General features: G+C 62.1%; 11 protein-coding genes. 7 read left to right on the top strand and 4 right to left on the bottom strand.

The window, feature by feature from the left end; all coding sequences use genetic code 11:
* The first annotated feature begins 185 nt into the window (after positions 1-185).
* From LG30_RS0102035 to LG30_RS0102015, 5 genes are all read left to right on the top strand, one after another.
* A complete protein-coding gene (locus tag LG30_RS0102035) occupies positions 186-1,340 on the top strand; it encodes a GGDEF domain-containing protein (RefSeq protein ID WP_193354244.1) in 1,155 nt (384 codons plus the stop codon).
* A 30-nt stretch (positions 1,341-1,370) separates the two neighbouring features.
* Positions 1,371-1,634, top strand: coding sequence for a YihD family protein (locus LG30_RS0102030; protein ID WP_033129044.1), 264 nt, complete (start codon positions 1,371-1,373; stop codon positions 1,632-1,634).
* 195 nt (positions 1,635-1,829) lie between these two features.
* A complete protein-coding gene (gene ccoG, locus LG30_RS0102025) occupies positions 1,830-3,278 on the top strand; it encodes a cytochrome c oxidase accessory protein CcoG (protein WP_033129043.1) in 1,449 nt (482 codons plus the stop codon).
* 86 nt (positions 3,279-3,364) lie between these two features.
* Entirely contained in the window at positions 3,365-4,354 is a 990-nt protein-coding gene (locus LG30_RS0102020; RefSeq protein WP_033129042.1) for a serine/threonine protein kinase, read from the top strand.
* A gap of 405 nt (positions 4,355-4,759) precedes the next feature.
* Positions 4,760-5,368 (top strand): thiol:disulfide interchange protein DsbA/DsbL, encoded by a 609-nt coding sequence (locus LG30_RS0102015; RefSeq protein WP_033129041.1) that lies wholly within the window; start codon positions 4,760-4,762, stop codon positions 5,366-5,368.
* 65 nt (positions 5,369-5,433) lie between these two features.
* On the opposite strand, the gene pncB is transcribed toward LG30_RS0102015, so the two are convergent.
* Positions 5,434-6,612, bottom strand: coding sequence for a nicotinate phosphoribosyltransferase (pncB, locus tag LG30_RS0102010; protein ID WP_033129040.1), 1,179 nt, complete (start codon positions 6,610-6,612; stop codon positions 5,434-5,436).
* A 180-nt stretch (positions 6,613-6,792) separates the two neighbouring features.
* Entirely contained in the window at positions 6,793-7,428 is a 636-nt protein-coding gene (locus LG30_RS0102005; RefSeq protein WP_033129039.1) for a nicotinamidase, read from the bottom strand.
* A 74-nt stretch (positions 7,429-7,502) separates the two neighbouring features.
* On the opposite strand from LG30_RS0102005, the gene LG30_RS0102000 reads away from it, so the two are divergent.
* Together LG30_RS0102000 and LG30_RS0101995 are read left to right on the top strand one after the other, a co-directional pair.
* Positions 7,503-8,153, top strand: a complete 651-nt coding sequence (locus LG30_RS0102000; protein ID WP_033129038.1) for an NUDIX hydrolase — start codon at positions 7,503-7,505, stop codon at positions 8,151-8,153.
* Complete coding sequence (locus LG30_RS0101995) at positions 8,150-8,632, top strand: 2-thiouracil desulfurase family protein (RefSeq protein WP_033129037.1); 483 nt, start codon at positions 8,150-8,152, stop codon at positions 8,630-8,632. Before LG30_RS0102000 ends, LG30_RS0101995 begins: the two co-directional genes overlap by 4 nt.
* On the opposite strand, the gene LG30_RS0101990 is transcribed toward LG30_RS0101995, so the two are convergent.
* Positions 8,578-9,531, bottom strand: coding sequence for an acyltransferase (locus tag LG30_RS0101990; RefSeq protein ID WP_033129036.1), 954 nt, complete (start codon positions 9,529-9,531; stop codon positions 8,578-8,580). The genes LG30_RS0101995 and LG30_RS0101990 overlap by 55 nt on opposite strands.
* Before the next feature lie 9 nt (positions 9,532-9,540).
* Positions 9,541-10,440, bottom strand: a complete 900-nt coding sequence (locus LG30_RS0101985) for an acyltransferase (protein ID WP_033129035.1) — start codon at positions 10,438-10,440, stop codon at positions 9,541-9,543.
* Positions 10,441-10,518: the final 78 nt, after the last annotated feature.

Raw genomic sequence — 10,518 nt, 5'->3', positions numbered from 1 at the left:
GAGTTGGAGCGCGGCTAAGCCAAGGTCAGAGCCCCGTGTGCTTCAAATGCTGGACGAGTTGGAGCGCGGCTGAGGTATCAGCGGCCCTGCCATGGGGCTGATTGGCAGCTTAATAGCGGTCGATTGATTGTTGGCCCGGAAGAGGGAGTGCTAGACTGGTCGGCTATTGTACAGGGAGTATGCAGTTGACTCAGAGTGTGACACGCCAGGTGAGGCAGGCCATCATGGTCCAGCTGTACACCCATGCCTCTTTCAGCCTGCCTTGTCTGGTGCTGCTGGCGATCAGCTGGAGCCTGTTGTTCCACGATTACCTGCCGGCCAGGGAGGCGCTGGGCTGGCTGGGGCTGATCTGCCTGCTGCTGCTGGGACGCTGGTGGCATCTGCGCTGGCGGGCGCCCAGGCTGGCACAGTTGCCGTTGGTCATGCTGGAGCGCGAGCTGTTCATCGGGGTGACCATCACCTCCATCGTCTGGGCGCTCGGGGTGCTGCTCTACATGGACAAACTGCCCGACACCTACAGGGCCGCCATGATGATGCTCTCCAGCTTGATCCTCACCGGCAGTGCCATCATGCTGTTCGGCAGCCGGCGCACCCTCTATGGCGCCGTGCTGCCGCTCGGGCTCGCCATGTTGTTCGAGCTGGGGGGCGGCAACGAGCAGGAGCGCATCGTCTCCTGCATGCTGGCAGGCTACCTGTTCGTGTTTCTGCCGACCCTGCTGCGCCGGCTGCGGCGAGATCAGGTCGCCTCCCTCTATCACCGCTTCTCCAATGCGGATCTGGTGGCCGAGCTCAAAGCGGTCTCCGAACATCTCAAGCTCACCTCCCGCCTGGACGGGCTGACCGGCATCGCCAATCGTGCTCACCTAGATGACTGTCTGGCACGGGCCTGGCGCCGCTGTCAGCGAGCCAGGGCGCCTCTGTCGCTGGTGCTGGTGGATGTGGATTACTTCAAGCAGTTCAACGATCACTATGGCCATCAGCTGGGGGACCAGTGTCTGCAGGAGGTAGCGGGCCTGCTGGCGGAGGTGCTGCGGCGGGAGGATGACCTGGCCGCCCGTTACGGCGGGGAGGAGTTTGCCCTGCTGTTGCCCTGCACCAGCCAGCAGGGGGCTGTCCAGATCGCCGAGCAGGTGCGCGCCGCCCTGCGCGCTCTGGGCATTCCGCATCAGCAATCCCGAGTCTCGGGGCGGGTCAGTTGCAGCTTCGGGGTGGCGACTCTGGTGCCTGATCAGAGCGGCTCCATCGCCGAGCTTATCCAAAAAGCGGATGCGGCCCTCTATCAGGCCAAGCATAATGGGCGGGATCGTATCGAAGCAGCCTTGATGGGTAAGGTTGCCTGAGTTTCAAAAGACAGATGAGAGAGGTCGTCTATGCAATGCCATCGTATCGAAGAGCTGCTGGAGCTGTTGCAGCCCGCCTGGATCAAGGAACAGGACCTCAGCCTGGTGCAGTTCATCACCAAACTGGCGGCGGAAGCCGGTTATGAGGGCGCCCTGTCCGAGCTGACCGATGACATGCTGATCTACCACCTCAAGATGCGGGATGCCGACAAGCAGGCGCTGATCCCCGGGCTTGCCAAGGACCATGTTCCCGACTTCAAGGAAGCCCTGCTCAAGGCCCGCGGCATCAAGTAAAGGTTGCCCCGACGGGAAGCTGACAGGTTTTCAAAAGAATCTCCAAAAAGGTCCGTAGTCAACTGGCGACGGACCTTTTTTGTTACCCGAAATTGCGACGGGTCTCGAACTATAGATACATTTAACCCACACAATTAGCAGGTTGTTTAAGATATAATCTGCTTCATAACAATATAAGTGGAGCGATGTGCTGCAATGGCCGACCAGGACAAGATCGATATCAAGGATGTCACCGGCGATGTCACCGGGACCTTCAATCCCAACACCTTCAAAGCCAGCGATGACAGGTTCAACCCGGGCAACCGCATCTATGTGAGATCCCAGACCGGCTACTGGCAGCGGGTGCGCAAGGTCATGGGCTGGTTCTTCGTCGCCCTCTTCGTCGCCCTGCCCTGGTTGCGCTACGACGGCCGCCAGGCCGTGCTGTTCGATCTCGAGCATCAGCAGTTCCACATCTTCGGCGCCACCATCTGGCCGCAGGATCTGACCCTGCTGGCCTGGGTCTTCATGATCGCCGCCTTCGCCCTCTTCTTCGTGACTACCTTCCTCGGCCGGGTCTGGTGTGGCTATCTCTGCCCGCAGACGGTGTGGACTTTCATGTTCATCTGGTTTGAGGAGAAGCTGGAAGGCTCCGCCAACAAGCGCCGCAAGCTGGATGCCGCCCCCTGGAGTGGTGAGAAGCTGGCCCGCAAGGGGACCAAGCACCTGGCCTGGATCCTGCTGTCGCTGGGTACCGGCCTCACCTTCGTGGCCTATTTCCAGGACGTGTATCAGCTGGTGCCTGACTTCTTCACCCTGCAGGCGAGCGGTTGGGTCATCTTCTGGGCGCTGTTCTTCGCCGCCTGTACCTACGGCAACGCCGGCTGGATGCGCGCCATCATGTGCATCCACATGTGCCCCTATGCCCGTTTCCAGTCCGCCATGTTCGACAAGGACACCTACATCGTCGGCTATGACGCCAAGCGCGGCGAGGCGCGCGGCCCACGCGCCCGCAAGGCGGATCCCAAGGCGCTGGGGTTGGGGGACTGCATCGACTGCGACCTCTGCGTCCAGGTCTGCCCGACCGGCATCGACATCCGCGACGGCCTGCAATACGAGTGCATCAACTGCGGCGCCTGCGTCGATGCCTGCGACCAGACCATGGACAGGATGGGTTATCCCAAGGGGCTCATCAGCTACACCACGGAGCACAAGCTGGCCCACAACTCCACTCAGGTGGCGCGGCCCAAGCTGCTCGGCTACGGCCTGGTGATGGTGATCATGCTGGGGGTCTTCGTCTACAACGCCATGTCCATCATGCCCATGGGGCTCGACATACTGCGGGATCGCAACCAGCTGTTCCGGGAGAACAGCGAGGGGCTCATCGAGAACACCTATACCCTCAAGATCCTCAACAAGACCCTGCAACCCCAGCGCTACCAGCTGGACGTGGAAGGCTTGCCGGAATACCAGTGGTTCGGCCCACGGGAGGTGACCCTGAAGGCGGGCGAGATCTACACCCTGCCGGTGAGTCTGGCGGTGGATCCCTTCAACCTGAAGAAGCCGACCCTGGATATCCAGTTCGTGCTCAAACGGGAAGGGGTCGCTGCGGATGACAGCAAGGGTTCCCTGCGCCAGGCCAGCAAGTTTATCAGCCGGTTGTGACGGCTGACGCGACAAATGGCGGGTCAGTTTAGCCGCCATCGGGGGCAGTGATGAGATAGAATGGGGCGCAACAGCGCCCCTTTCTTATGGTGGATGACATGCGTTTCAACTATTCCGACCTCAATCCCGATCTCATCATGGATGCTATCGATCTCAGCGGCCTGCGCATCGATTCCGGCCTCATCGAGCTCAACAGTTACGAGAACCGGGTCTACCAGTTTCAGGACGAGGATCGTCGCCGCTACGTGGTGAAATTCTATCGTCCCGGCCGCTGGAGTAGGGCCCAGATCCTGGAGGAGCACGGTTTCGCCGCCCGCCTCAACGAATCCGAGATCCCGGTGGCGGCACCGCTCGCCTTCGCCGGCGAGACCCTGCTGGAGCATCAGGGTTACCCCTTCGCCATCTGGCAGAGTGTCGGCGGTCGCCAGTTCGAGGTGGACAACCTGGAGCAGCTGGAGTGGGTGGGGCGCTACCTCGGCCGCATCCACCGGATCGGCGCCAGCCGCCCGTTCCATCATCGTGTCCGGCTTGACGTGGAGAGCATGCTGCACGAGCCACGCCAGCTGCTGGCGGCCGGGGAGTGGGTACCGAGCGGACTGGCCAAGCAGTTCTTCGGGGTGCTGGATGAGCTGATCCGCCACGTGTGCGACGCCATGGCCCTGGACGTGGCCCAGATCTCCCTGCACGGGGATTGCCACCCCGGCAACATCCTGTGGCGCGACGGCCCCATGTTCGTCGATCTCGATGACTGTCGCACCGGCCCCGCCATTCAGGATCTCTGGATGCTGCTCAGCGGCGATCGTAACGAGCAGCTGATCCAGCTCGATACCCTGCTGGCGGGCTACGAGGAGTTCATGGAGTTCGACCCGCGGGAACTGGCGCTGGTAGAACCCCTGCGGGCCATGCGCATCGTCCACTACATGGCCTGGCTGGCCCGGCGCTGGGAGGATCCGGCCTTCCCCCGTCACTTCCCCTGGTTCAATACCGATCACTACTGGCGCCAGCAGATCGCCACCCTGCATGATCAGCTGGAGGCCTTGAAGGCCCCGCCGCTGAGCTTGATGCCGGACTGGTGAGACACGTGAATCGTCATGGGAGCAGCGGTTCGCCAGCCCTCTGTATGACCAGCTGGAGGCCTTGAAGGCCTCGCCGCTGAGCCTGATGCCGGACTGGTGAGACCCGTGAATCGTCATGGGAGCAGCGGTTCGCCAGCCCTCTGTATGACCAGCTGGAGGCCTTGAAGGCCTCGCCGCTGAGCCTGATGCCGGACTGGTGAGATGAACCTGCCCGGGTTGTTTATCTGCAAGAGGGGGAGGAGCCTTGGTCGTCCTCCTCTGCCATTGACGATAGGGCTGTGACGCAGCCAATGCCTTGCACTGCCAGCCCGCCTTTGTCATTGACGTTGGCAGAGGGACACAATAGGCTTGGACTGCTTCGGTTCGCCGGGCGTGCCTCACAGTGATCCCTTAACAGGAAACGTCATGAAAAAAGTACTATTTTTCCTCGCTGCCATGCTGATGATCCCCATGGTTCACGCCGCCCCGGAATTCAAGGAAGGCGTCAACTATGACGTGGTCAAGCAGACCGGCAGTGCCCAACCTGAAGTGCTGGAGTTCTTCTCCTACCTCTGCCCGCACTGCGCCAAGTTCGAACCGATCGCCGAGGATCTGAAGAAGAGCCTGCCGGAAGGCGTGCCGATGAAGAAGAACCCGGTGGCCTTCCTGGGTCGTGAGATGGGTCCTGAGTTCCAGCGTGCCTACGCCGTTGCGAACCTGCTGAACGTCGAAGGCAAGCTGACCCCGGTCATCTTCGACAAGATCCACACCCAGAAGCAGGTTCCGCAGAGCCGCGGTGATCTGAAGCAGATCTTCGTGGACAGCGGCGTGCCGGCCGAAGAGTTCGACGGCGCCGTCGACAGCTTCGCCGTGTCCGGCATGGTTTCCCAGTTCGATCGCAACACCGAGACCTACAACGTGCGCGGTGTGCCGGCCTTCCTGGTCAATGGCAAGTACATGGTGAAGATTGAATCCATCACTTCCCAGGAGCAGTTCAACCAGCTGGTGAAATTCCTGCTGGCCAAGAAAGACTGATCCCGTCTGACCCCATAAAAAAAGCCCGCCGGTGCAAACCGGCGGGCTTTTTGTTTTTCCGACATTCAGACCCCGACGTGGAAGGCCTGCTTGAGGTTGCGGATGAAGTCCGCATCCCGGCACAGGGTCTTGCCCGGGCTGTCGGAGATCTTGGCGACCGGGCCACCGTTGCACTCCATCAGCTTGAAGACGATGTTCATCGGGCTGACGCCGGGCAGATCGCAGGTGAGCTTGGTGCCGATGCCGAAGCTGGTGTTGATGCGGCCGCGGAAGTGGCGGAACAGCTGCACCGCCTTGTCGAGGTTGAGGCCGTCGGAGAACACCAGCGTCTTGTCTCTGGGGTCTATGCCGAGCCGCTGATAGTGGCTGATGGCCTTCTCGCCCCACACCACGGGATCGCCGGAGTCGTGGCGCAGGCCCTGGTAGCGGCTGGCCAGCTCGAAGTCGAAGTCGCGCAGGAAGGCATCCATGGTGATGCAGTCGGTCAGGGCGATGCCGAGGTGGTTGGTGAACTCATCCAGCCAGCTGGTGAGGGCCGCGCGCTGGCTGTGCTCCAGCGGGAAGCCGAGCTGCTGGTGGGCCTGGAACCATTCGTGGGCCTGGGTGCCCACCGCCGGCAGCCGGTATTTCTGAGCCAGCTGGTAGTTGCTGGTGCCCTTGAATGCCGGCAGGCGCTCCTTGAGACGGCCCACCACGGCGTCCTGCACCGCGTGGGAGAAGCGGCGGCGGGTACCGAAGTCGATGAGGTTGAAATCCTGCATCTCCGCCGGGCTCAGCTCATGCTCCAGCTTGTCGATCTTCTGATCCAGCCGATCCAGCGCCTGGCTCACCCCGAACTGGGGATAGCGAAAGCGGTTGCGCATCTCGCTGATGATGGCGAGCACAGGTATCTCCCACAGGATCACATCCTGCCAAGGGCCTTCCACGCGGACGTTAATGCGGCCATCTTGCTCAAACACCCGCAATAATGAGGTATCCAGCGGCTTGCGGCGCAGGTGATCCAGGTAGTCGGCGGTGAAGAAGGGGCGCTCGGCCAGGAAGTCGAGCTCGGGCTTGGTCAGCCGCAGGGAGCCGGCGAGGCGCAGCTGCTCCTCGATCTGGCCCATCATGGGCAGCAGATCCTCTTCGTTGCGGCTGTGGAACTCGGCCACCACCTCGGCATCCGGATAGCGATGGAACACGGCCTGCTGCATGTGCAGCTTGTAGGCGTCGGTGTCGAGCAGGCTGGTGAGAATCGGCGGCATATCAGACTCCCCGCAGGCTGGTGAGCGCGATGACGTTCCCCTGCCGCATATGTAATTTGCAGGCATCGGTGTCGAGCAGGCTGGTGAGGATAGGAGGCATATCAGTATCCTGGCAGGCGGGTGACCTGCCGCATGGGTAAGTTGCAGGCGCCGGGCAGGCTGGTGAGAGTGATGGGCATGTCAGGCGTCCAGCAGGCGTTGTACATCGGTCAGGGTCTGGACCAGTTCGGCGCCAGCCTCGATCATCTGGGTGCGGGCCTGGGCCACAGTCCCAGGGCTGATGCCACGGCAGGCGTCGAGATGGACTATCACCCGCAGGCCGGCCCGGCGCAGTTGCAACACGCTGGTCTTGACGCAGTAGTCGGTGGCGAGGCCGCCGACCAGCACAGTGCTGACGCCGCGGGACTGCAGAAACTCGATGAGGCCTGTGCTGCGCCGCTCGGCTAGATCATGGAAGCAGGCGCCGTAGGGATGCAGATCAGGCTCGACTCCCTTCCAGACGAAGAAGTCGTAATCGATGGGGGCGGGCAGGCCATCCAGCAGCTCGAAGCCCGGGGTGCCCGGCACACAGTGCACCGGCCAGCTGAGGTCGGCGTTGGGCAGGTCCAGCGGTAGCAGCATGTCGGCGGGGTCAGAGACGGCCCAGGCGGCATTGCGGGGGTGGGCATCCTTGCTGCCTGCCCGCAGGCTGGCGAGGCGGGCCTGGGCGTTGAGTGCAGCCACAATCGCATCCCCGCCCGCGACGGGCAGTTCGTTCGGGCAGAGGGGGGTGAAACCCTTCTGCACATCAATATCCAGGCTGGCGACGGTTCCCATGATTGGCTCCTGCACATACTATCCTTGTGATATTATCTACCAAACATTATTGGAAGGCGAGCAGGTCAGTCAGGATGCCGAGAATGAGTCTGGATATGGTGGTGCTGCGGTTGAACGAGGAGCGGCTCGAGCTGCTCCTCGAGACCCGCGATCGCCCCCCCTTTGCCCATAGCTGGCAGTTGCCCGCGCTGCGTATCGACGAGACGCGGGACCGGGATCTGGACGCCGCCCGTCATCGCCTGCTGGCGGAGTGGGGGCTGGGTCACTGCTACAGCGAGCAGGTCTGCACCCTCGGCAATCTGGAGCGGGATCCCCGCGGCTGGTCCACCACCCTGGTCTACCTGTGCCTGGTCGAGCCGGAGGTGGAGGTGGTGCGCGGCTGCTGGCATCCGCTCTCTGTCTTGCCGGGCCTCGGTCTCGCCTTCGACCACGGCCAGCTGATCGCCAAGGGGCTGGAGCGGCTGCGCATCAAGAGCCGCTACAGCACCCTGCCACTGCAACTGCTTGGCCCCGAGTTCACCCTCTCCGAGGTGCAGCGCGCCTTCGAGGTCATCCTGCAGACCCCAATGAATACGGCGGCGTTTCGCAAGCGCATCCACCGCGCCGATATCCTGGTGGATACCGGCCGCAAGCGCACCGGCAAGCAGCGCCCGGCCATCCTCTACCGGCTGGAGAGCCCCTGCTGCGTGATGTTTGATCAGGTGATGAATGGAGCCGAAGCATGAACCATAAACCGCTACGCGTGCTGGTCAGCGCCTGCCTGCTCGGGCAGCCGGTGCGGTATGACGGTCAGAGCAAGGGGATCCTCAGCGACTGGCTGAGCTCGCTGGGGGCCGAGGGGCGCACCCTGGCCTTCTGCCCCGAGGTGGCCGGTGGCCTGCCGACCCCGCGCCCGCCCGCCGAACGGCAGGGGGAGCTGGTGGTGACTCAGTCTGGGCTGGACGTGACCGCCGAATTCGATCGCGGCGCCGAGCTGGCGCTGGAGATCTGTCTGGCGCAGGGCATTCGCTTCGCGCTGCTCAAGGAGGGGAGTCCCTCCTGTGGCAGCGGCCGCATCTACAACGGCCGCTTCGAGGGAGTTTCGATGGCGGGTGAGGGCAAGACCACGGCCCTGCTGCGGCGCCACGGCATCGCTGTCTTCTCGGAGGATCAGCTGCCCGAGCTGGCCTCGGCGCTCACCTCGGCGACCACCGCCTCGACCTGAGCCGCCGCATCGGTCTCCTGCCACTGCGCCAGCACCCTGTCCTTCTCCTGCCAGCGCTGGTTCAGCCACTGCTGGAAGCCCCGCTTGAACTGCTTGTCGTTGAAGTAATCCCCCACCAGCGGCTCATCGACGGGCAGCTCCTCGATGCGCACCCGAATGCGCTTCATCCGCCCCATCAGGAAGTCCTTGAACGGGGTCTCGGCGTTGTCCGGATAGCTGATGGTGACGTTGATCAGGCTGTCGAACTGCTCCCCCATGGCGGCCAGGGTGAAGGCCAGCCCCGCCGCCTTGGGCGGCATCAGATGACGGTAGGCTGAGCGCACCGCATCCCGCTTGGACTCGGTGAAACGGGTGCCTTCCACGAAGTTGATGACGGTGGTGGGGATGTGGCGAAACTTCTCGCAGGCGTTGCGGGTGGTCTCTATGTCCTTGCCGCGCAGGTGCGGGTTGCGCAGCAGGAATGCCCGCGAGTAGCGGCGCATGAAGGGCATGTCCAGCCCCCAGCAGGCCAATCCCATCAGCGGGATGTAGATCAGCTCGTGCTTCATGAAGAACTTGGGCACCGGCAGCCGGTCCCTGAACAGATGGCCCAGCACCACTATGTCGGTCCAGCTCAGGTGGTTGCTGACGATCAGATACCAGCCATCCTTGCGCAACCGGGTGTCGTCTTCGATCTGCCATTCGATGCGGGTGGTGAGGCGGATCACCAGGGCGTTGCAGCTCAGCCAGAAGCGCATGATGCCGTTGTTGATCCGGCTGCAGGCGTGGCTGAGGGCAGGGATCGGCAGCAGCTTGATCAGCGACACCAGCAGGATCAGGCTGGAGACCAGGATGATGAACAATATGGTCAGGCTGGCGCTGATGAGCAGCACCAGCGGGCCGGGAAGAAAGGTGAGCATGGGTGTCGTTTACTGTGTCTCGTCCGCCAGCAGTTGGCTCAGGGTCTGATCCTTCTCGTGCCAGATCCCGTTCAACCACTGTTGAAACTCTTGTTGGAACTCGGGGTCATTGAAGTAATCCCCCACCAGATTGCGTTCGATCGGCAGATAGCGTACCCGAACCTTGATTTCCCTGACCCGCCCGCACATGAAGTCCCAGTAACTGGGGATGCCGCCCGGATAGGCGATGGTCACATCCACCAGCTGGTGCAGTTGATCCCCCATGGCCGCCAGGGTAAAGGCGACCCCGCCCGCCCTCGGGTGCAGCAGATGGCGATAGGGGGCGGCCTGCTTGTCATGCTTGTGGGCGGTGAAGCGGGTGCCCTCCACGAAGTTCATCACGCTCACCGGAATGTGGCGGAACTTGGCACAGGCCTTACGGGTTGTTTCTATGTCCTTTCCCTTCAGATGAGGGCGTTTTTCCAGAAACTTTCGGGAATAACGTCGCATGAAGGGGAAATCCAGCGCCCACCAGGCCAGACCGAGAAAAGGTACCCAAATCAGTTCTTTCTTGAGGAAAAACTTCAGGAAGGGAATTTTCTGATTAAAAATCCGCTGCAATACCAGTATGTCGACCCAGGATTGATGGTTGGCAATCACCATATACCACTCATTCCGGCGCCCTTTGTCCACTCCGACCACCTCAAAAGTGGTTCTGATGATGACTTTCTGGATCAGATTGTTGAAACCTATCCAGCAGCTGGCGCAGCCATCCAGCAGGGCGTTGCAGAGGGTACGCCAGCCTCTGATCGGCAGCAGCAGCTTGACCAGGCCGAGCAGCAGTATGGGGACAAACCAGAACAGGGTATTGAGGAAATAGAGCAGGGTCGAGAGGCTGCCGCGCAGTCGCTCTATCAGCTTGTTTTGCATGAATCGAGTCCGTCTTCTTGTCTGTGGATGACCAGCAAGTGGTCAGATCTGTGGCCATAATATCAGCCGATGGCGCGC

The organism is Aeromonas aquatica, from assembly GCF_000764655.1.
Lineage (GTDB): Bacteria > Pseudomonadota > Gammaproteobacteria > Enterobacterales > Aeromonadaceae > Aeromonas > Aeromonas aquatica.
The sequence above is the reverse complement of the archived record's forward strand: the minus strand, read 5'-3'. Positions and strand labels throughout refer to the sequence as shown.

Bases quoted from the DNA above. Each gene is read 5' to 3' on its own strand.
- LG30_RS0102030 (WP_033129044.1), top strand. From the start codon at position 1,371: ATGCAATGCCATCGTATCGAAGAGCTGCTGGAGCTGTTGCAGCCCGCC.
- ccoG (WP_033129043.1), top strand. From the start codon at position 1,830: ATGGCCGACCAGGACAAGATCGATATCAAGGATGTCACCGGCGATGTC.
- LG30_RS0102020 (WP_033129042.1), top strand. From the start codon at position 3,365: ATGGTGGATGACATGCGTTTCAACTATTCCGACCTCAATCCCGATCTC.
- LG30_RS0102015 (WP_033129041.1), top strand. From the start codon at position 4,760: ATGAAAAAAGTACTATTTTTCCTCGCTGCCATGCTGATGATCCCCATG.
- pncB (WP_033129040.1), bottom strand. From the start codon at position 6,612: ATGCCGCCGATTCTCACCAGCCTGCTCGACACCGACGCCTACAAGCTG.
- LG30_RS0102005 (WP_033129039.1), bottom strand. From the start codon at position 7,428: ATGGGAACCGTCGCCAGCCTGGATATTGATGTGCAGAAGGGTTTCACC.
- LG30_RS0102000 (WP_033129038.1), top strand. From the start codon at position 7,503: ATGCCGAGAATGAGTCTGGATATGGTGGTGCTGCGGTTGAACGAGGAG.
- LG30_RS0101995 (WP_033129037.1), top strand. From the start codon at position 8,150: ATGAACCATAAACCGCTACGCGTGCTGGTCAGCGCCTGCCTGCTCGGG.
- LG30_RS0101990 (WP_033129036.1), bottom strand. From the start codon at position 9,531: ATGCTCACCTTTCTTCCCGGCCCGCTGGTGCTGCTCATCAGCGCCAGC.
- LG30_RS0101985 (WP_033129035.1), bottom strand. From the start codon at position 10,440: ATGCAAAACAAGCTGATAGAGCGACTGCGCGGCAGCCTCTCGACCCTG.